Source organism: Rhodopila sp., assembly GCF_965277825.1.
Classification (GTDB): domain Bacteria; phylum Pseudomonadota; class Alphaproteobacteria; order Acetobacterales; family Acetobacteraceae; genus Rhodopila.
In genome coordinates this window covers 1167557-1188910 of the sequence record NZ_OZ255846.1, presented here as the reverse complement: position 1 = coordinate 1188910, position 21354 = coordinate 1167557, and the positions used below count along the sequence as shown (strand labels likewise).

The window sequence follows — 21354 nt, the reverse complement described above, 5'->3', positions numbered from 1 at the left end:
CGCGATCAATGCCCGCTTGCCTCGATTTCGGCGGTTCGCCGTTCCGGCACGGCCAACGGCTTGGTTCGGCCGGCGCGTGTCCAGCGGCGCGGCCAGACCAGATCGCGTCCCGCCGCCACGCCGGTCGGGCGGAAGATCATGACCAGTGCCAGCACCAGGCCGAGGCCGATTTCCTGGCTGCCGGCCGGCAGCACGACGGTGGTGGAGCCGATCGGGATGCCCTGTTCGAGTCGGCGCAGGACCTCCACCACGACGGTAACCAACACCACGCCCAGGACGGCGCCGCTCAGGCTGCCAAGGCCGCCCACGACCAGCATCGCCAAAGTAATGAAGGACAGGCTCAGGTAGAACGTATCGGCGGTCAGGATGCCCAGGAAGTGTCCCCAGATCGCCCCGCCGGCGCCGACGATGGCGGCACTCAGCACGAACGCCAGCAGCCGGACGCGCAGGATGTTTATCGCCGAGGCCTTGGCCGCGACCTCGTCGTCGCGGGAGGCGCGCAGCATCAGGCCGATCCTGGAAACCGCGAACAGGTGCGCCACCAGGATCGCGGCGGCGGCGAAGCCGAATGCCAGCCACGGTCCGACCACGGTGGGGATGCCGATGATGGAGCTGGTGCCGGCGGTCACCGAATCCCAGTTCGAGTAGACGCTGTTGACGATCATCAGGAAGGCGAAGGTGGCAATCGAGGCGGCGATGCCGGACAGCCGCATGATCGCCGCGCCCAGCAGCAATGCCACGACGGCGGCCAATGCGGCAGCGCCGGCGATGCCGAGCGGAATCGGATACTGGTTGTTTTGCAGGGCATTCGGCAGCCCGGTGAGCATGATGCTCTTCCAGTTCGGGTCCACCGTCGCCCATGCCGCGGCATAGGCGCCGATGCACATAAAGCCGATATGGCCGAACGAGATCACGCCGGAGTTGCCGATGAAAACCCACATGCCGACCACGACGACCATGCGGATCAGCATCTCGACCAGGGAGGTCTGGATCTGGTCGCCGCCCAAAACGCCGATGAGGGTCGCCAGCGCCACCGCCGCGATCAGCAGCAGCGGCGTCAACAGCCCGCGCAGGACGGCTCTCACACCCGCTCCACGAGGGTGCGGGACGGGATCAGGCCGGACGGTCGCAGCAACAGCACCAGGATGACGAAGGCGAACGCGAAGGCATCGCGAAACACCCGCAGATCGGACGGCAGGTAGGCCTGCAGCATGATGATGACGAACCCGACCAGGAAGCCGCCCGCGACCGCGCCCGGCAGGCTGCCCATGCCGCCCACGACGACGGCCACGAAGGCGAACAGCGCCAGCGGCACGCCCATGACGTTGCTGAGTGACCCGGTCTGGGCCAGGAACAGCAGCGACACGGCCGCCGCCAAGACGCCGCTGATGGCGAAGGCCAGCCCGATCACGAAATTGCCGCGCACGCCGAGGTATTGGGCCATGCGGAAATCCTCGGCCGCCGCGCGCATCTGCACGCCCCACCGGGTGCGGTACAGGAACAGTGTCAACAGTCCCATCAGGACAAGTGTCGTGACGATCGTCACCACCTGCAGCAGCGGCACCCGCAGGCCACCCAGCATGATCTGCGCCGTCAGTCCCGGCCACAGGTTTGCCGATTTCGGCCGCGAGCCATAGGCCATCAGCACGCCGTTCTGGATCATGTAGCTGACGGCAAAGGACGCGATCATCAGGGTCGGCGCGCTGGTGCGTCGCAGCGGGCGGAACACCAGCACGTCGGTCAACAGCGCCACGAGAACGACGATGGCGCAGACCGCCGGGATCAGCAACGCCCAGTTCCAGGCGCCGATAAACATCTTCGCCACCACATCCGAGGATGGGATGATCAGCGCATAGGCGCCCAGGGTGATGAAATCGCCATGCGCGAAATTCACCAGCCGCAGAATGCCGAACAGCAGTCCTATCCCCAGTGCCACCAGCGCGTACAGGCTGCCCAGGCTCAACGCGTCGATCAGGTTCTGCACGAAGTCGGTCAAGCCGCCGCTTCCTCTTCACTGGCACCAACCGGTGTCGGCGGCACGCCGAAGCCGAAATAGGCCGACTTGATGGCTTCGCCGTCCTGCAACTCCGACGCGGCGCCGTGCAGCTTGATGCCGCCGTTGCGGATGACGTAGATACGATCGGCGAAGCGCAGGATGCGGTGCGAGCTCTGCTCGTTGATCAGCAGGGTCAGTCCTTCCTGCCGTCGCAGGTCCAACAGGATGTCGTAGACGCCGTCGATGATGCGCGGTGCCAGGCCCAGCGAAGGCTCGTCCACCATCATCAGCTTTGGCCCGGTCATCAGGGCTCGGCCGATCGACAGCATCTGCTGCTCGCCGCCCGACAGCCGCGCCGCCGGCGAGCGCCAACGCTGCTTCAGCGGCGGGAAGTAGTTGGCCACGCGCTCCAATGCGACGGAGGCGTCTTTCGCGCTGGGTCGCATGTAGCCGCCGATGCGCAGGTTTTCCTCGACGCTGAGGGTGCCGAAGATGTGGCGTCCTTCCGGCACCAGCGAGAGACCCAGCCTGGCGATCCTTTCAGGCTTGCGCGCCGGCAGTTCGGTGCCCTGGAAGCGGATCGACCCGGTGGTTCGGGCGACACCGCCGGCGATGGCTGCCAGGGTGGTTGACTTGCCGGCGCCGTTTGGCCCGATCAGGCAGACGACCTCGCCCTGGCGCACTTCCATGGTCAGGCCGCGCAGGGCCACCAGCCGGCCGTAGCGGACTTCGACGTCGTGCAGGTCCAGCATTGCGGTCACGGTTCCATTCCCAGATAGGCGGCGATCACCTCGGGGTTGTCCTGGATTTCGGTGGGGCGGCCTTCGGCCAGGGTGCGGCCGCCGTCGAGCACGTGGATGCGGTCGCAGACGCCCATGATGACGTGCATGTTGTGCTCGATCAGCAGCACGCCGCAGTCGAAGCGGCGCGGGATGGTGGCGACCCACTCGGCCAGCCCTTCACATTCGGCGTCCGACATGCCGGCCGCCGGCTCGTCCAGCAGAATGAACGCCGGGGACAGGATCAGCGCTCGGGCTATGCCGACCCGGCGTTCGTCGGTGTAGGCCAGGGTTCCGGCGATGCGGTGCGCCTGATCCGCCAAGCCGATCCAGTCGAGCATCGCCATCGCCCGCTCCGCCGCGGCGCGCCGGCCGAGGCCGAGGCCGACGGCGGTGACCTCGATGTTTTCGCGTACGGTCATGTCGCGGAACAGCCGGCCGGCCTGGAAGGTGCGGGCCACGCCTTGCTTGCGGAACTTGTCCGGCGACCAGCCTTCGGTTGGATCGCCCCCGAGCAGAACCCGGCCGGCGGTTGGGCGCTGGAAGCCGGTCAGGCAGTTGACCAGCGTGGTCTTGCCGGCGCCGTTCGGACCGATCAGCCCGAACACCTCACGCCGTCGGACCGTCAGCGTGACGTCGGACACCGCCGCCACGCCGCCGAAACGTACTTCCAGCTTTTCCGCTGTCAGTTCCGCCGCCTGGGGTTGCCCGACGACGTCGGGCCGGTCGGTCAGCAGGCTGAGCGAAGCTGCTTGCGTCGCGTCGTTGGCTTGCAGGATCAGGAGGCCTTCTTCAGCCGGTAGAGCACGGCCGGGGGGATGTCCTGCTTGATGCGCCAGTCTTCCACCGGGACCTGCTTGCCGTTGGCGGTGTCGGTGATGGTCAGCGGAATGCGAGTCTGGATGTGCAGCTTGGGCGTGAAGCTGCGGGGTCCGAGCACGGTGGGTTCATCGTGGAACTTTTCCATGATGGCGACCACCGGCTTGGCGTCGGTGGTCTTCGCTTCGGTCACCGCCTTGGCCCAGAGCTGCAGCCAGGCATAGATCGGGTAGGCATACTGCGAGGTCGGGGGCTTGCCGTATTTCGCGGTGTAATCCTTCGTCAACTGGGCGACCTCGGGGCGCGGATCGCCATTCGCCAGTGCCTGCACGGGCACATAGAAATCGTCCAGGCCCGGCACCGCGCTGATCCAGTAGGTTCCGTCCATCGATGACCCGTTGAGGATCGGCAGCTCGATGCCGGCGGAGCGCAATTGCCGCACCGCGCTGGCACCACCGGGTTGGTAGGTGCACAGCATCAGCGCATCCACCTTGTGGTCGCGGATCGCGTTGGACAGCCGGGTGACCTGAGATCCGATCGACGGATCGGCGTTCTTGAAGGTGTCGTGGCCGACGATCTTGCCGCCTTCCTTTTCGAACGCCCAGTCGAAACCGGCGCAGACCGATTTGTCATATTCGATGGCATCGTCGAGCAACACGTAGGCGGTGCGGTAGCCCTTCTTCTCGTAGCCCCACTCCGCCACCGTGGCGCCTTCGAGCTGGCCGGCCTTCTCTGCCGTGAATGAGTACGGGCCCACGCCGATCACCCCGGCCTTCGGGTCCGATGCGCCCAGGAATACCGAGATCAGACCGGCCTTCTGCGCCTGCAGGGCGGCTGGCGCGCCGTAGTCGTAATCGGCGGTGACGAATACGACCTTTGCCCCGTCATGGACCATTTCCTGGCCGGCGCGGGTGCCCTCGACCCGGTCACTTTTGGTGTCGGCGTAGACCGGCTTCAGTTGCTTTCCGAGCAAGCCGCCCTTGGCGTTCATCTGGTCGATCCAGAGCCCTGCCATTCTGGTGGCGTCGCCGTCGTAGGCCTCCATTCCGCCGGATTGGGCGACCGCGAAGCCGAGGACGATATCATCATCCGCCGCACGTGCACGGGCCGGCGCACACGCAAGTATCGACCCCGCAACAATCGCCACTGCCCAGCCGGCCGATGATACTTTCACACTAAACTCCTACAACACGTCTTTGCGAAGTTGCGCCGCACTCCAGCAGCGACCGCTTCCTTAATCCGAGGGGCTGCAAGGGCTGTGCCATGCATGCCGCAATCGACCGGCAGGCCGGCGAAGTTCGCCGGACAGATTTGTCGCAGGTTCAAACAGCCGCCAGGGCAAAGCGCAACCGTCCAGCAGCGCTATCGTTTTGGTATCGTTACTTTCTCCGCTGCACCGCCCGGCGGCATTTGCGCGCTTGTCGCGGAAGCAGTTGCCGTCGTTGTAAGCAACCGAGCCGCATGGACGGCACGGTTGACCGTTTGCGCGCCTTCCATACAAATGCATCTCGCTGGAGCAATGCGCTTGGCAGCGGAGGAGCGAACCGTATGGGCAGCGTACGTGTGGCAATCGATATCGGCGGAACCTTCACCGATGTCTGTGCCTTGGACGAAGTCAGCGGCAAGATGCAGGTGGCGAAAACCCCGACCACGCCGGACCCAATCGACGGTTTCATGACCGGATTGACAGCGGTCGGGGTGAATCTCAGTGACATTGCGCTGTTGTCGCATGGCACCACCGTCGCAACCAACGCGCTGATCACCCGCCGCCTGCCGCGCGTCGCCATGATCTGCACCCGCGGCTTCCGCGACGTCATCGAAATTCGTCGCGCCAACAAGGAAGATTTGTGGGACGCCTACAAGGATGTCGCGCGACCTTATATCCCGCGTCGCGACCGCCTTGCGGTGTCCGAACGGATCGATGCGGCCGGCGTCGTCGTTACGAAACTAGATCAAGCGGAAGCGCTGGAACTGGCCCGCATACTGCGCCGAAGACAGGTTGCCGCGGTCGCCGTATGCTTCATGAACGCCTTTATGAACGGCGAGAACGAACGCGCCATGCGCGACATCCTGCTGAGCGAGCTGCCCGGCGTTCCGGTATCGATTTCCTCGGAAGTGTTGCCGGAGATTTTCGAGCACGAGCGGTTTTCCACCACCGTCGTCAACGCCGTGCTCAGCCCGGTTGCCGGTGCCTATGTCGAGCGCCTGAGCGAGCGCCTGCGCGCCGGCGGCTATGCCTCCGACCTGTTGTTGCTGCATAGCGGCGGCGGCGTCATGACCCCATCGAGCGTGCGCGACTTCGCCGGCCGGATTGCCGGGTCGGGGATTGCGGCGGGGGCCATTGCGTCGCGCCACATCGCCGGGCTGTGCGGTTTTGCGAACTCGATCGGCCTGGACATGGGGGGCACCAGTTGCGACGTGTCTTTGGCCTACGAAGGCCAGTCACGGGTGACCAAGGACTGGGGGATCGAGTTCGGCTATCCGATCCGCTTTCCCAGCATCGAGGTGCTGACTATCGGCGCCGGCGGCGGCTCGCTGGCGCGCATCGAGGACGGGGCGCTGAAGAATGGGCCGCAGTCGGCTGGCGCGCATCCGGGTCCGGCTTGTTACGGCGGCGGCAATACCGTGCCGACCAACACCGACGCCAATATCGTGCTCGGTCGGCTGGGAACCGGCCTGGCGGGCGGCAGCATCAAGCTGGATGCAAAACTGGCGGAGCAGGCGGTGCGCGTCGGCGTTGCCGAGCAGCTCGGGGTTTCAGTGCCGCAGGCGGCGGACGCCATCATCCGCGTTGCCAACGCCAACATGGCCGACGCGGTGCGGCTGATCTCGATCTCGCGCGGCTATGATCCGCGCGACTTCGCACTTGTCGCGTTCGGCGGTGCCGGCGCGCTGCACGGCGCCGCGCTGGCGCGGGAACTGTCGATTCCGGTGGTGATCATACCGACCAATCCCGGCATCACCTCGGCGCTGGGCTGCCTGCTGGTGGACCTGCAGCACGATTTCGCGGAAAGCTACCTGAGGCCGGCCGAGGCTACCGACCCGGCGGACCTACAGCGCCGGTTCGCAACGCTTGAGGCGACGGCGGCGGAGCGGCTGCTGCACGAGGGCGTGGCGATGGCCGACATGGTGATGCAGCGCAGCGTGGACATGATGTATCAGGGCCAGTGGCGGTCGTTGAGCGTTCCGGTGCCGCCGCAAATCACCACGATGGAAGCGCTGGTGACGTCGTTTCATGAACAGCATGAACGCGAATATAATTTCCGCCGTGACGATGCACCGGTCAGCCTGTTTCGGCTTAATCTCAAAGCGACCGGGGTGGTGCCTAAGGCCGCTCTGGCGACCAGCGAACCGGGCGGCGCCATGCCGCAGCCGGCTAGCCGCCGGTCGGTGTATTTTGATAACGCAACGCCGCATGATACGCCGGTATATTGGCGCTCGGAGTTGCCGGCGGGCGCGGTGATCGAGGGTCCGGCGATCATCGACCAGCTCGACGCCACCAGCGTGCTGCCGCCGGGGGCCAGCATGACAGTGGATCGGTTTGGTAATCTGGTGATGCGGGTAGGGAGCTGATCAGCATGAACGCAGACCTGTTGCCGGGCGACACCGGCGTGGCGCTTGATCCGGTTACTTTCGAGGTTCTCAAGAATTCTTTCATTACTGCTGTGGACCAGATGGCCGAGCAGATGATCCGGACGTGCTATTCGTTCGTGATCTACAATCGGGATTTCTCGAATGCTTTGAACGATGCGAATGGCGATTCGATCGCCCAGGGCAACGCCGATATCGCCGTCCACGTCGGCACCTTGCACTGGACGTGCAAGGACGTCATCCGCTTCTTCGGTGACGACATGCATCCGGGCGACGTGTTCGCCATCAACGATCCTTACGCTGGAGGAACGCATTTTCCGGATGTGCGGTTGATCCGGCCGATCTTCTCCAGCGGCAAGGTGATCGCGTTCAGCCAGTCGAACGGCCACTGGTCCGATGTCGGCGGCAGCGTGCCGGGATCGTTCGATGTCCGCGCCACCGAAATGTTCCGCGAAGGCCTGCGCATCACTCCGGTTCGGCTGTGGGATAAAGGTGTGTTGCGCCGTGACGTTGCGCACCTGATCGCCAGCAACACGCGCGATCCGGCCTCGATCATCGGCGACATGCAGTCACAGGCGGCGGCCACCGCGGTTTGCGAGCGGGAAATCCTGCGCCTGGTCGGCAAGTATGGCGAGGACACCGTGGTTGCCGGCTTTGCCGATGTGCAGAGCTATGTGGAGCGCATCCTGCGGCAGCGGCTGCTGGCACTACCGGACGGCACTTGGGAGACGCAGGATTTCATCGATCGTGATCCCTCGGCCAGTGAGGGCATGATCCCGATCAAGGTCAAGATGACGATTTCGGGCGACCGGGTGATCTATGACCTGAGCGGCAGCCACCCTTGCATCGGGTCGCTGTATAACTCGGCGTTCGGGGCAACGTTCTCGGCGGTGGCGGCGGGGATGAAGACGTTCTTTCCGGACTTGCCGCTGAATTCGGGTTTCTATCGGCCGATCGAGGTGATCGCGCCGGTGGACACCATCGTGAACGCCAGGTGGCCGGTCGCGGTGACCGGGTTCCTGATGCCGTTCGAGAAGATCATGAACTCGATCTACGAGATCTGGTCGAAGATCATGCCGGAGCGGGCGATCGCCTGTGCCTTCAACCTGGAATACCTGCTGACCGGCGGCCGCGATCTGCGGTCGGCCGGCAAGCCGATCTTCATGTTCTACGACTGGTTGCCGGGCGGCTGGGGCGGGCGCAACGGAAAAGACGGCGCCAACGTCACCACCGCCTGTTTCGGCACCGGATTGCAGTCGCAGCCGGTGGAGGGGCAGGAGCGCAACTGCCCGATGCTGACCACCGAGTTCGAGGTGCTGACCGACAGCCCAGGCCCGGGCCAGTGGCGCGGCGGGGCGGGGGTGCGGAAGAGCACGCTGCTGCGGGAGGCGGAGGGGACCGTCATCTCCTACATTTGCGACCGGGAACGTGCGGTGGTCTGGGGCATCGAGGGCGGTTTGCCGTCGATGCCGCACGGCCTGACCTTGACCCGGAACGGTGCGTCGCGGCCGGATTGGCTGGGTTCGGTTTTTTCCGACGTCAAGCTCGAGTCTGGCGACGCATTCAGCCGGCCGACGGCGGGCGGCGGCGGCTTCGGCGATCCGCTGCTGCGCAAACCGGCCTTGGTGTGTGACGACGTGGCCGACGGCTATGTCTCGATCGCGCGGGCGGCGAAGGATTATGGCGTGGTCATCCGCGCGGTGGATGCCGAACTGGCGGAGTATGAGGTGGACGAGGCGGCGACGGAGGCCAGGCGCGGCGAAATCCGAACCGGCCGCCACGGCTGGCTGGCGTCGGACCCGGAAGCGATCGCCGCACGGTTTCGCGCCGGCGAACTGGATGCGATGGACGTGATCCGGCAGTATGGCGTGGTGCTGGACTGGGACAGCGGCGCTTTGCTGCCGAAGTCGACCGAACAGTTCCGCGACATGATGCAGCGCCGATCGGCTGCTTTCTGGGATAGGGGGTAGGGCGTATCGGCACCGCCGCCACGTCAGCCCGTCCGCCCCAGCTCCGGCAACGCCACCTCGTCAGCCCATCCGCGCCCGCTCCAGCAGCGAAGCCACCGCGTCGATATCCTCCGCCGACGTCTCCCCATGCGTGACACAGGCCCGGATCACCTCGCCACCCTCGAACCGAGCCGCCGAGACCCACGCATCGCCCGAGCCGACAACCCGGCCCACGATCTCCCGCACCGCCACCGACCCGGCCGGCGGCCGCAGACAAACCACCGCCAGCCCCGCCTCGTTCGCCACCGTCCAGCCCTGCCGCCGCATCCGTTCGGCCAGCCGATGTCCCAATTCCACCGCCCGCTCCACATGCGCGCCATGACCGCCCCAGCCGCCAGCCGCCAGCGACAGGAACAGCCGCAGCCCGACGAAACGCCGCGACCATTGCGCCGTCGTCATGTACGGATCGACCGAAGAGGCCCCGGGCATGAAGCTCGTGGTCACGTTGAAGGCCGCCTGCAACACCCGTGGATGGGCGGTCAGGAACATGCCGCAGCCCATCGTCGTGGCGAACCACTTGTGCGCGTCGATGGTGACCGAATCCGCTGCCTCGATCCCCGCCAGCTTGCCGCGCAACCGCGCCGACGCAGCCAGCGCCCCACCCCAGGCCGCATCGACATGATACCAGACGCCGCACCGGCGCGCGATCGCGCCGCATGCCGCCAGCGGATCGATCATCCCGGCATTGGTGGTTCCCGCCGTCGCCACGATCATCACCGGCACAGAGCCCTGGCGGCGATCCGCCGCGATCGCCTGTTCCAGCGCCTCCGCGCTCATCCGCCCCCCGCCATCGGTCGCTACCAGCCGGACCGCGGAGCGCCCGATCCCCGCCATGTGAGCAAACTTGATCCACGCCAGATGACTGTCCGCCGAGATATAGAACACCGGCTGACCCGCAAACGCTCGGCTGCCACTGCTGGCGAACCCCGGTTCCGCTCGGGTCAACGCACAGATCAGCGCGGTATTGTTCGCCTCCGACCCGCCCGAGGTGAAGTGACCCACGGCATCCGCCGCCAGCCCGATCCGCCGGCACAGCAAACCCGCCACATGTGCCTCGATCGCCACCGCCACCGGCGAGGTCGTCGCGGTCGCCAATTGCGGATTGAACGACGCCGCGATCCGGTCGCCACACTGCGCCGGAAAACTCGGCGCCGGATTGAACAGGCCCAGATACCGAGGATGCGTCATGTGCACGACGCCATGCTCCATCCGCGCCACGGTCCAGTCCAGCAGCCGCTCGAACGCCACCGGCTGGTCGAAGTCGAACCCGGCCAGCTCGGCCGCGAACGCATCCCGGTCGAACGTCGGCGTCACCGAACCTTGCATCACCCGCCGCTCAGCCGCCGACAGCATCTCGGTCAGGTGGTTGGTCCAGATTAGCCGCTGTTCAGGCGATGGAAATAACGCGGAGCCGGTCATGATGCGATGCGCCAGTTGCGCATCGGCCGGAACGCCGCATCGTCGCACGCGGCCTTCTGTTCCGACAGATACGAAAGCCACGTCACATAGAGTCCCACCGCCGCCGGGCGCCAGACTTGCCGCGGCGCCACGGTGATCGCCGCATCGACCGAGGCAAGCACGTCAGCGCCTGGCGCCGCCCCGGCACGCTTTCCCAGCCTGACGAGCTCAGCGACAACCTCGGCATCAAAATAGCCGGCGGGTATGTCCGGCCAACGCTCACGCTGGCCCAGGACAAACCGCCTGACATCGCGGCGAAATTCATTCAGCAGGCTGTCCGGCCCATATTCCGGGTGACCTTGCAGCAACAAGAACAGGCTGGCGCGGGTCTGTTTGACAAAGCAGTCGGCTCCGATGCACGGCGCATGCGACAGCACCGTATAGCCGCTGCCGAGCAACTCCATTTCATCCAGCGTGTTGTGCCGCGAGTGCGGCACCGGCCAGCAGCCCGGCGCATCCGCCAGCAGCTCATGATTGCCTGCCTTCAAGCAGGTGAACACGCCCGACAGCTTGTGCGGCAGTCGCCTGCGGCTGATCTTGTCCAATCGATACACCGCCGCATGCGCCGCCATGCACGACCAGATGGTCGAGATCGTGCGATCGGCCGCCCAGTCGATCAGCCGACCCAGCGCCGGCCAAAGCGGTTCGTCGGTGATCGCGCTGCTCCGCGGTTCGGCGCCTGTGACGATCAAGGCGTCGGCCCCGGCGTGGCGTAGCACGTCCAGCGTGTCGTCCGGATCATCCAGCAGCGTCTCAACCGCGAACAGCCTGACCCCGATGCCCAGCCGCCGCGACGCGGTCTTCAGCAGCGCGGCGAATTGTCGCTCGGTTGCTCGCCTGGCCGCCGCCGGCATGTTGTTGACCAGGCCGATCACCAGTTCGGAGGGCGGCCTTTGGCTGGTTCGTTGCGTCAGCACCACCTCCCCTCCCGATCGCCGCGTCAGCCCGGCTCGCGCAACACCAGTGCGGGATCGAGACATCCGTCATGTGCCGCCGCGAGGGCCTGATCGAGATCGGCCAGAATATCGTCCACATGCTCGATGCCGACGCTCAGCCGGATCATCTCAGGCGTGACACCGGCCTGTATCTGCTGCTGCGGCGTCATCTGCCGGTGCGTCGTCGACGCCGGATGGCAGGCCAGCGACTTCGCATCACCCAGATTGACCACCCGCTTGATCAGCCGTAGCGCGTCGTAGAACCGCTTTCCCGCCGGCATGCCGCCATGCACACCGAAGGTCAGCAGCGAGCAGGCTCTGCCCGCCATATACCTCTGCACCAGCGGATAGTACGGACTGGCGGGAAACCCGGCGTAATTCACCCAGTCCACCCGGTCGTCGCGTTGCAGCGCCTCGGCCACAAGCCGCGCATTCTCGACATGTCGTTCCACCCTCAGAGCAACGGTCTCGACGCCCTGCAGCAGCAGAAACGCGCTCAGCGGGGCGAGCGCGGCACCGGTGGTGCGCAGGCAGAAATTCCGGCACGCCTCGATATAGGCGGTGCGCCCGAAATGCGTCGCGTAGACCAGACCGTGATACGACGCATCCGGCTGGTTCAGCATCGGAAATCGCCCCGGCTGGCGATGCCACGGGAACTGCCCGCCATCGACGATCGCCCCACCTAGAGTCGTGCCGTGGCCGCCAAGGAACTTGGTCAGCGAATGCACCACGATATCGGCACCGAATTCGATCGGCCGCAACAGTACCGGCGAGGCCACCGTATTGTCCACCAGCAACGGCACGCCATGCGCATGCGCGATCTCGGCCAACGCCTCGATATCGCAGACATTGCCCGCCGGATTGCCGACGCTCTCGCAGAACACCGCCATCGTATCGTCGTCGATCAGCCGGCCGATGTCGTCGGCATCGTCGGAGCAGGCAAACCGTACGCTGACATTCATCCGCGGCAAGACATGAGACAGCAGCGTATGCGTCGTGCCATACAGTTGTGGCACGCTGACAAGATTGCGCCCGGGCGCCGCGAGGCAAAGGATCGCATTGTACAATGCAGCCATCCCGGACCCCAGACACAGCGCGCCGACCCCACCCTCAAGCGCCGCAACCCGGCGCTCCAGCACCGCCGTCGTCGGATTGCTGATCCGGCTGTAGCGAAAACCTTCCGCTTCCAGATTGAATAAGGCGGCTGCATGATCCGCACTGTCGAATTCATAGGACACCGTCTGGTGGATCGGCACCGCTGCCGACCTGACCGATTTATCCGCCTGATAGCCGGCGTGAAGTGCGATGGTCTCGGTCCGCATCCCTTGATTCCCCGATCGGCACGACGGCGACTCGCCTGCCGAGGCGTCACGATCTATGGCATGAACAAATCGGGAAGTAAACGTTTTTTCGGCAGACTAATGTAGTCATTGCGCAATACACATAGACGTATGCCAAAATCATTCGAACTCTGGCCAAAATTATTTTGCAAGATGTAGACTAAAGATCTATAAACATACTGCACAGGCAATGTCCTGCCTGCGCTACAATTGGACCATGGCCATGATGCAAACCGTCGTCGATTTTGCCTATGAAGAAACTATCGAGCAGATATGCCATCTGAACTGGCCCGGCCTCGGCCAGGAAGATACCATCGCCGCCGCCTGGGCATATTACTTCTTCTCCGTGCAGTTTAGGGAAAACCTCCAGATCGCCCGCATCCTCCACCCGGCGGACGAAAAACTGCAGGATCTCGAACGGGAAGAATGCGACACCGACAACCTCTCGCCCTGGCCGGGCGTCGCCCAACCCAAAGAGAAATTGGATCATGACGAATTCATGCACCGCGTCCTCGCCCTGACGCCAGTTCCGGACTCAAAACGACTTCATTTCAAGGCGGCCGGCGATCGCTACCTTCGCATGGTCCGCCAAACCGACGCCACCACCCGCGCGCTCAGCATCGCCAGCTACGAGGACGGCGGCCTGGAACGCGTGTTCCGCGCCATGCTGACGTCGCCCGCGTCAGAAGACCCGCTGCTGCGCGGGTTCCGCCATTTCCTGTCCGAACATATCAGATTCGACAGCGATCCAACCCAAGGCCATGGCGCGATGATCCGCCATCTGCGACCCGACGATTCCATTCTGCCGCTGTGGGTCGGCTTCAAGGACCTGCTGCTCGAATTGGTGCCCAACCTGGCGCCATCAGGCCACATCCCATGACCCGGACCCGACCGTTCCCTCCGACACAGCAGGCAACCATGTCGATCCGCTCCACCGTCATGACCCAGATCACTGAAATCGCCGCCCAGCAAGGCAAGCGCCTGGCACCTTTGTCCGACAGCTTGCCCTTGCTCGACTCGGGCCTCGATTCGCTCTGCATCGCCGTCCTGGTGGCGTCGCTCGACGACCGCCTGGGCGTCGATCCGTTTACCGACGACGACGCCCCGTTGCCGGTTACCGTCGGCCAGTTCATCTCGCTTTACGAGCATGCCGCGGCCTGACCATCGTCCGCTTTGGGATCTGACCGCCGCCGCCGGCCTGGCGCCGCGGCGCTTCTTGGCCGACCATCGCGGCCAGGTCAGCCTGGTCAGCCTCAATCAGGCCAGCACGCTCGACAGGCCGCTGCATCAGTTCCAAGGCCAGTCGGTGCTGATCTGGTCGGAACGGCAAATGATCTTCGCCCTGGCCCTGCTGCAACTCGACGGCATCGCCGCCCGCGTCGTGCTGTGCCCGCCCGATCTCGCACCAGCCCACCTGCCCGACGTGCTGCAACAAGCCCAGATCGACGTCATCGTCTGCGACGCGCCCCCGCCAATACCCACCGCCACTCCGGTGGTAGTCTGTGCCCACCAGCCCGGCCCCGCGCCCCACCACCACGACCGCCGCACACGCACGGAATGGCTGCTGTTCACCTCCGGCACCACCGGGCGCCCCAAGCTGGTGCTCCACAGCCTGGCCAGCCTGACCGGGCCGCTCGATGATGGACTCGCCGCAGCCGAAGCGACCGTCTGGGCCACGTTCTACGACGTCCGCCGCTACGGCGGCCTGCAAATCCTGCTGCGCGCCCTGCTCGGCGGCGGATCGATGGTGCTGTCGCATCACCCCGAACCGGTGGCGGCATTCCTCACCCGCGCCGGCCAGTCCGGCGTCACCCACATCTCCGGCACCCCATCGCATTGGCGGCGCGCCCTGATGACCGCCGCCGAACGCATCGCGCCACGCTATGTCCGCCTCTCGGGGGAGGTCGCGGATCAGCCGATCCTCAACCAACTCGCCGCCGCCTACCCCGGCGCCACCATCACCCACGCCTTCGCCTCGACCGAGGCCGGCGTCGCCTTCGACGTCAGCGATGGCCTGGCCGGATTCCCCGCCGCGCTGATCGGCCAACCCGGAGCCAAGGCCGAGCTTAGCGTCCAGCATGGCTCATTGCGCATCCGTTCGACCCGCACCGCCTCACGCTACCTTGGCGATCAAGCCACGCTGGCGGACGCCGACGGTTTCGTTGACACCGGCGACATCGTGGCGCTGCGTGGCGATCGCTACTATTTCGCCGGCCGCCGGGAAGGCGTTATCAACGTCGGGGGGCAAAAAGTGCATCCGGAAGAAGTCGAGGCCGTGATCAGCCAGCATCCAGCCGTCCAAATGGTCCGGGTGCGAGGACGCCCAAGCCCGATCACCGGAACCCTGGTGGTCGCCGACATCGTGCTCCGCGCATCCGCCGCCCAGCAATGCTTCAACACGATCAGCGCCGAGATCCTGACAACCTGCAAAACGGCGCTGCCGGCGCACAAGGTGCCCGCCATGCTGCGCCCGGTCGCCGCGCTCGACATCGCCGCCTCCGGCAAGCTGGCCCGCACCCATGCGTAACGTGCTCGTCACCGGCGGCAGCCGAGGCCTCGGTCTCGGCATCGCCCGCGTACTGCTGGCATCCGGCTTCCAGGTGATCGCCCTCGCCCGCCAGCAAGGCGACCAGCTTCCAGCCCTGCGCACCCAACTCACGCCGGCGGAAATTGACGCGCTGCATTTCCGCGCCTTCGACTTGACCAATATCGCCGCCATCCCCACGCTGGTAAAATCCCTCAGCCGGGAATTCGGGCCATTCTACGGCCTGGTGAACAACGCAGCACTCGGCACCAGCGGCATCCTCGCCAACATGCCCGACGCCACCATCGACCGGCTGGTCCGACTCAACGTCACCTCGCCGCTGACGCTGACCAAACACGTGGTGCGCTCGATGATGACCGGAAGCGGCGGGCGCATCGTCAACATCTCCTCCGTGGTCAGCACCACCGGCTACAACGGACTGTCGGTCTACAGCGCCACCAAAGCCTCGCTGACCGGCTTCACCCGGTCGCTGGCACGCGAACTCGGACCATTGGGCATCACCGTCAACGCGGTCGCGCCAGGCTTCATCGATACCGAAATGACGCATGACCTGACCCCGGCCCAGCGCGCCCAGATCGCCCGCCGCAGCGCGCTGCACCGCATGCCTGACATCGCCGACATCGCTCATGCGGTCGACTTCCTGTTCAGCGACAAGGCGCGCAACATCACCGGCACCACAACCACCGTCGATGCCGGCAACACCGCGTGAACCCCAACCCTAAAGCCGCCGCCCATCGCCGATCGACCGCCGCAGCGCCGCGTCGCAGGTAACGAACCGACCGCTCTCGCGATCGTTGAACCACACCGGGTCCGCCGCCTCCGCATAGCCGTCCCGCTGCAGCCGTCCTTTCGCCAGCTTGAACGTTCCGGTCAGGTCGAGCTCGGCGCACACCCGCACGAACAACGGCTGCGCATACCCAGGCAGCCGCGCCGCCAAATGCTCGCGCAGGCCAGCCAGATCGAAGCCCGCCTCGGTGGTGATCGCCGCCATGCCGGCGCGGCCCTCGTGTCCCGTCACGCTGACCCCGTAGACCACCGCATCGCTCACGCCCGGGCAGCCGCGAACCGCCTCGGCGACCTCGGAGGTGGCAACGTTCTCCCCCTTCCAGCGGAACGTGTCGCCGATCCGATCGACGAAGTAATAATAGCCGGCGGCATCCCGGCGCATCAGGTCGCCGGTGCGAAACCAGCAGTCGCCGACGCTGAACACGTCGCGCAGCAACTTGCGAGCCGAGGCCCCGGCGTCGGTATAGCCGTCGAACTGCCGGGCTGGAGACCGTGTCGCGTCCAGGACCTGTCCGATCGCCTCTCCCACTTCGCCGGCCTCGCAGGCGATGCAGCGACCGTCGGCGTCACGCACCGGTTCGGCCTGATCGCTGTCGCAGCGAAGCAGATGCACCGGGAAGCGCTGCGCCAGGATCGGCGGCACCCGCCCGATCGCGCCTGGCTTGCCCTCGCAGTTGTAGAGCGAAACGCTGCCCTCGGTCGCCGCATAGAACTCCAGGATGCGCGCGACGCCGCAGCGCCGCACGAACTCGCGCCACACCTCGGCCTGCAGCCCGTTGCCGCAGGCCAGCCGCAGCCGGTGCCGGCGCTCGTTGGGGTGCGGCGAGGCGGCGACAAGATAGCGGCACAACTCCCCGATATACTGGAAGATGGTGCACTCGCCATCGACCACTTCGTCCCAGAACCGGCTGCCCGAGAACCGAGCGCTGATCAGCACCGACCCGCCGCGGACCAGCATCGCCCCGATCGCCACGATACCGCCGGTGCTGTGATACAGCGGCAGGCAGTCATACAGCCGGTCGGTGGGCTGCGCGTCCATCATGCCGGCGAACCAGAAGCTCCATTCCATTACCCGGCCATGCGTCACCCGCGCCGCCTTCGGCGCACCGGTGGTGCCCGAGGTGTAGATCAGCAGCGCCTGATCGGCCGGCCGCGGCAGCGCCCGTTCGGCTGCCGTCAACGGTGCGTCATCGCACCCCGCGACCCCAGGCTCCAGGCGCGGCCAATCGCCGGGCGCATCGCCATGCACCCAGACCCCGGCCGGAAGCCCATCGGCGATCGCGGCAATCTTGCCAGCCAGGCTGCCGGCGACGATCAGGCCAGCCGCCCCCACCGTCCGGATGCTGTGCCGCAGCGCATCGCCGACCTGATTGGTGTTGATCAGGGCAACCACGCAGCCGATCCGCGTCAGGCCAAGCCAGATCGCGACATACTCCGGGCAGTTCGGCATCAGCAGGCAGACCACATCCCCGGCGGCGAAGCCCTGCGCCACGCCCCAGCGGGCGATGCGGTTCACCTGCTCGGTCAATTGGCGGTAACTCATCTGCTGGCCCTCGCCCAGCAACGCCACTCGGTCACCATGCGCGCCGGCCAGACCGTCCAGCATCCCGGGCAGCGTCGCCGCAGGCTCGCGGTCCATGACCTTGATCGCGTCCATCGCGCGGATCCACGCCTTCAGCGCCGCCCCCCGCTCCGCCTGAGAAGGCGCCGTCGCGCCCTGTCCGTCATCCCGCATGATCGCCACCATCGTCGCAAAACCGCTGCATTAAGCTGTCAAATCCGCCGCCACGATGCTATAATGCTTTCGATCTCGAAAGACGACGAACTTATCTCTACTTTGCAAGCACTCCATCAGGAGCCATCGCGTGGCCCCACCCCCCAGGACGACGCCGGCGAGGTTTCGCACCGCGCACTGGATCCAGGTGTCCTTCGCCGCCGCCGTCGGCCTGACCGTCGCTGTGCTACTGGTCGCCGGACCCGGGGAGCAGGGCACCATCCTGGCGCTGAAGGCGACCGCGCGACTGGCCTTTCTGCCGTTCTGGTTTGCCTATGCCGGCGCCGCCCTGGTGTCGCTGTTCGGGCCGGCCCTGAAACCACTGCCGCGCCATGCCCGTGAACTCGGGCTCTCGTTCGCCGCGATCGAGTGCGTCCACCTCGCGCTGGTCGCCTGGCTCTGCCTGCTCGGCCACCCACCCGGCCTGAGGACCTTCCTGGTGTTCGGCACCGCCATCCTTTTCGTCGGCCTGCTGACCCTGTGCTCGATCAGCTCGCTGCGCGCCAGGCTGGGCAAGACCGGCTGGTGGCTGCTGCGAGTCATTGGAATGAACTACGTGGCCTATGCCTTCGCGATCGATTTCCTGCGCGGTCCGCTGGCCGGTGGCCTCGGCCACGCCGTGTTCTATTGGCCGTTCGCCGCCCTTGCCATCATCGGCCCCGGCCTGCGCGTCGCGGCACTCGCCCAGGGCCTCGCCCGCCCGACCAATCCGTCGCCGGCCGCCATGGGCACGACAGCACCGCCACGCTGATCAGGACCCCACCAGCGCCCGAGCCCGCCGCCGCTCCCGCGCTTCCGCCAGGCTGCACACGCGACCCGCAACGTCGTAAACCGGCACTGCCGCGATCCGCGCGATCCGAGCGCGCAGATCGTCGGCCAGAGCCGGCACATGGGCCTTTCGCATGATGCTCGCATGCGTTCCGTCGACCGGCACGATCACCGACCGCGGGGCGATCCTGCGCCAGACCCGTCCCAACTGAGGCAGATGCAGCAGCGGCTTCACCCGCGCCTCATACACAACCACGTCGCCCGAGTAAGGCTTCGCGTGATACTCCAGCAGCGCCCGATACAGCCGCTTCATGAACGACCTCTGCTCGGCCGGAAACCGAGCCAGGTCAATGATCCCCTCGACCGCATGGTCGTTGGCAGTCGTGGCATTGCGCTCGCCAAACGTGGCCTTGACCCGCGCCATGGTTTTCTGCCCGGCGCGGCGAACCAGCGACATCACGGCAGTCTTGTCGGTCAGGTTTTCATGCCTGACCCAGCCCGGCAAGTTGGCCGCCAGTTGCAGCAGATAGATCGGATGCCAGGGGCGACGCCCGGCCGCGGTATTTTCAGGCGCCGCATCGATCGCCGCGAACAGAGCGACCTCGCGGCCACGCGAACGCAGGTTCTGCGCGATCTCCAAGCCGATGATCGCTCCGGCTGACCAACCACCCAGCAAGACATGCCCATGCGGCTGAAATCGCACGAGCGCGTCGGCATAATACTCGGCAATCGCCTCGACCGAACCACCGAACCCCTGGTCCCGCATCTTCTTGGGGGGCGCCTGGATGCCGTAAAACCGCACGCCGGGCATCAGCCGGGCCAACTGGCGGAAGTCCGTTCCGCCCGCGCCGGACAGAGAATGCACGCAATAGAACGCCGGCCCTGCGTGGCCGGCTTCAACCGCGCTGTCGTTGATCGGATGGATCACCCGCTCCGACCCGCGCCCGGTCAGGGCGAACAGACCATTCAACGCACCGGCGTGGCGCCCCGGATCATCGGCTACACCGCCTTCAACCACCCAAGACGACGGCAGAACGGTATCGGGCATCCAGGTGTCCTCCATCGCAAGCATCCGTGGCTTTGAGACAAAGCAACCCATGTGCCAAGTAATTCTGCAGACAGCCGCATGTATCCCGACTACATTGCGGAAAAAGCCTGCCGAAGAAGATCCCTTAAAACACCAAAATATTCATACAAAACAGTATGTTGTATGACTTCCGAGCGGGTGGCGCTTGCGCGTGATCGGAACACGAATGTATTGACCAGCCCCGCCCACCAGTGTCGGCATTCCTTACACTCGCGCCGATCAACCCGAACCCAGCCGAACCCGCGGATGCCAGGCCAGCAACAGGCTCAGAACCAACGCCGCCAGCACCGCGACGCACAGCCAGACGAAGCCGGCGTGCAGCAATACCCCGCCAACCACACCCCCGATCGTTGCTCCCACCGAGGTCGCGGCGTTCAGCAAACCGGCGCTCTCGGCGCGATGCGCCGGCGACAGCGTCACCGACAGCCGCGTGCTGGCAACCGAGAGCAGCGGCCAGGCAACCTGCGTCGCACCGAAACACAACAGGATCGGGACCAGCGCGGCCTTGGCGTGCGATGCCGTGAGTACCACCAACCCGCCAACCAGCAGCGCTCGCGACGCCAGCCCGGCGCCAAGCACCCGCCAGGGTCCGAACCGGCTGTCCCAGCGGCCGACCAGGCGAAACACCAGCAGGCTGCAACCGACACCGATCGCATAGGCCGTCGTCGGCAAGGTTGCCGACGCCTGGTAGTCGCGCACCATCGCCACCGAGAACATCACCGATAGACCATTGGTCGCGGTGTACGACACCACCCAGGCGGCCAGGAACCAGGCCAGCCCGCTGTGCCCAAGCCCGGCGATCGCCCGCCAGCTCACCCGATGCAGCGACCGCTGCGGGCCGCTCGCGATCGCATCGCCGCCACGCGCCGGCCGCGGCACCAGATCGGCGCGCGAAACCTGGACCTGCGGGTCCGGAGCCAGAGCGAGCGCCAGCGGAATCGCCGCCAACAGCACCGCGGCGCCTAGCAGCAAGGCAGCTTCGACGTGGCGCAGCCCTAATGCGCCGGCGATCAGCAGGCCACCAAGCTGACCGCCGCTGGTGCACGCCTGCAGCGCGCTGATCTGGCCATCCCACGCTGCCTCGGGCACCACCTCGACAATGAACATTGTCGCCACCGTGCTGCCCGAGGAGACCCCGAACCCGATCAGCGCCGCGCTCGCCATGTGCTGGACCAATCCGCCGGGCAGGCTGTGCGCGATCAGGCCCAGCCCGGCGAGGCCCAACCCGGCGGCCAGGGTCCGCCGGTGGCGGCGATGGCGGTCGCTCCAGGCGCCGATGAACGGGGCGGCAATGCCGGCGGCGGCGAACGCGGCGTAGGTCACCCCGGCGGCCGGGCCGGGCCGAGCGGCCAGCGGCAGGATCACCGGCACCATGCCGCTCTGCACCAGGCCCAGCAGCACGTAGCAGATCATCCACCGGGGCAGGGCCGCCACCGCACCGAACAGCCTAGCCACCGAACGAGGCTA

18 protein-coding genes are annotated in these 21354 nt (G+C 66.1%); 7 read left to right on the top strand and 11 right to left on the bottom strand.

All coding sequences use genetic code 11. The features are described 5' to 3' along the window. Positions 1 to 5 precede the first annotated feature (5 nt). From ACQY4T_RS06005 to ACQY4T_RS05985, 5 genes are all read right to left on the bottom strand, one after another. Entirely contained in the window at positions 6 to 1085 is a 1080-nt protein-coding gene (locus tag ACQY4T_RS06005; RefSeq protein WP_428538899.1) for a branched-chain amino acid ABC transporter permease, read from the bottom strand. Beyond that, positions 1082 to 1996 (bottom strand): branched-chain amino acid ABC transporter permease, encoded by a 915-nt coding sequence (locus tag ACQY4T_RS06000; RefSeq protein ID WP_428538897.1) that lies wholly within the window; start codon positions 1994 to 1996, stop codon positions 1082 to 1084. Before ACQY4T_RS06000 ends, ACQY4T_RS06005 begins: the two co-directional genes overlap by 4 nt. Beyond that, a complete protein-coding gene (locus tag ACQY4T_RS05995; protein ID WP_428542744.1) occupies positions 1993 to 2748 on the bottom strand; it encodes an ABC transporter ATP-binding protein in 756 nt (251 codons plus the stop codon). Before ACQY4T_RS05995 ends, ACQY4T_RS06000 begins: the two co-directional genes overlap by 4 nt. A 5-nt stretch (positions 2749 to 2753) precedes the next feature. Continuing rightward, entirely contained in the window at positions 2754 to 3419 is a 666-nt protein-coding gene (locus tag ACQY4T_RS05990; protein WP_428538895.1) for an ABC transporter ATP-binding protein, read from the bottom strand. A 134-nt stretch (positions 3420 to 3553) separates the two neighbouring features. Next, on the bottom strand, positions 3554 to 4768 hold the full coding sequence (locus ACQY4T_RS05985) for an ABC transporter substrate-binding protein (RefSeq protein ID WP_428538893.1): 1215 nt from the start codon (positions 4766 to 4768) through the stop codon (positions 3554 to 3556). 374 nt (positions 4769 to 5142) lie between these two features. Between ACQY4T_RS05985 and ACQY4T_RS05980 the strand changes: the two genes are divergently transcribed. Next, a complete protein-coding gene (locus ACQY4T_RS05980; RefSeq protein WP_428538891.1) occupies positions 5143 to 7167 on the top strand; it encodes a hydantoinase/oxoprolinase family protein in 2025 nt (674 codons plus the stop codon). A gap of 5 nt (positions 7168 to 7172) precedes the next feature. Then, entirely contained in the window at positions 7173 to 9155 is a 1983-nt protein-coding gene (locus tag ACQY4T_RS05975) for a hydantoinase B/oxoprolinase family protein (protein ID WP_428538889.1), read from the top strand. 60 nt (positions 9156 to 9215) lie between these two features. Here the strand turns inward: ACQY4T_RS05975 and ACQY4T_RS05970 are convergent, their stop codons facing one another. The 3 genes from ACQY4T_RS05970 to ACQY4T_RS05960 are packed head-to-tail and all read right to left on the bottom strand — an operon-like array spanning position 9216 to position 12909. Beyond that, positions 9216 to 10613 carry a pyridoxal phosphate-dependent decarboxylase family protein gene (locus ACQY4T_RS05970; RefSeq protein ID WP_428538887.1) on the bottom strand — a complete coding sequence of 466 codons (1398 nt, stop codon included), beginning with the start codon at positions 10611 to 10613 and terminating at the stop codon, positions 9216 to 9218. After that, the gene (locus tag ACQY4T_RS05965) at positions 10610 to 11569 is read right to left on the bottom strand and encodes a homoserine O-acetyltransferase/O-succinyltransferase family protein (protein ID WP_428538885.1); all 960 of its coding nucleotides are present in this window, start codon (positions 11567 to 11569) and stop codon (positions 10610 to 10612) included. The genes ACQY4T_RS05970 and ACQY4T_RS05965 overlap by 4 nt, the downstream gene beginning before the upstream one ends. 23 nt (positions 11570 to 11592) lie before the next feature. After that, positions 11593 to 12909, bottom strand: a complete 1317-nt coding sequence (locus ACQY4T_RS05960; protein ID WP_428538883.1) for an O-acetylhomoserine aminocarboxypropyltransferase/cysteine synthase family protein — start codon at positions 12907 to 12909, stop codon at positions 11593 to 11595. Between the two features lie 241 nt (positions 12910 to 13150). Between ACQY4T_RS05960 and ACQY4T_RS05955 the strand changes: the two genes are divergently transcribed. The 4 genes from ACQY4T_RS05955 to ACQY4T_RS05940 are packed head-to-tail and all read left to right on the top strand — an operon-like array spanning position 13151 to position 16181. Then, positions 13151 to 13807 carry a hypothetical protein gene (locus tag ACQY4T_RS05955; RefSeq protein WP_428538881.1) on the top strand — a complete coding sequence of 219 codons (657 nt, stop codon included), beginning with the start codon at positions 13151 to 13153 and terminating at the stop codon, positions 13805 to 13807. A gap of 38 nt (positions 13808 to 13845) precedes the next feature. Further along, complete coding sequence (locus ACQY4T_RS05950) at positions 13846 to 14088, top strand: hypothetical protein (RefSeq protein ID WP_428538879.1); 243 nt, start codon at positions 13846 to 13848, stop codon at positions 14086 to 14088. Then, positions 14075 to 15454 (top strand): class I adenylate-forming enzyme family protein, encoded by a 1380-nt coding sequence (locus ACQY4T_RS05945; RefSeq protein WP_428538877.1) that lies wholly within the window; start codon positions 14075 to 14077, stop codon positions 15452 to 15454. The genes ACQY4T_RS05950 and ACQY4T_RS05945 overlap by 14 nt, the downstream gene beginning before the upstream one ends. Continuing rightward, a complete protein-coding gene (locus ACQY4T_RS05940) occupies positions 15447 to 16181 on the top strand; it encodes an SDR family NAD(P)-dependent oxidoreductase (protein WP_428538875.1) in 735 nt (244 codons plus the stop codon). Before ACQY4T_RS05945 ends, ACQY4T_RS05940 begins: the two co-directional genes overlap by 8 nt. 9 nt (positions 16182 to 16190) lie before the next feature. Here ACQY4T_RS05940 and ACQY4T_RS05935 read toward each other — a convergent pair whose 3' ends face one another. Continuing rightward, complete coding sequence (locus ACQY4T_RS05935; protein WP_428538873.1) at positions 16191 to 17993, bottom strand: long-chain-acyl-CoA synthetase; 1803 nt, start codon at positions 17991 to 17993, stop codon at positions 16191 to 16193. Between the two features lie 130 nt (positions 17994 to 18123). On the opposite strand from ACQY4T_RS05935, the gene ACQY4T_RS05930 reads away from it, so the two are divergent. Continuing rightward, on the top strand, positions 18124 to 18783 hold the full coding sequence (locus tag ACQY4T_RS05930) for a hypothetical protein (RefSeq protein ID WP_428538871.1): 660 nt from the start codon (positions 18124 to 18126) through the stop codon (positions 18781 to 18783). On the opposite strand, the gene ACQY4T_RS05925 is transcribed toward ACQY4T_RS05930, so the two are convergent. Next, entirely contained in the window at positions 18784 to 19848 is a 1065-nt protein-coding gene (locus ACQY4T_RS05925) for a thioesterase domain-containing protein (protein ID WP_428538869.1), read from the bottom strand. A 258-nt stretch (positions 19849 to 20106) separates the two neighbouring features. Then, positions 20107 to 21342 (bottom strand): MFS transporter, encoded by a 1236-nt coding sequence (locus ACQY4T_RS05920; RefSeq protein WP_428538867.1) that lies wholly within the window; start codon positions 21340 to 21342, stop codon positions 20107 to 20109. Positions 21343 to 21354: the final 12 nt, after the last annotated feature.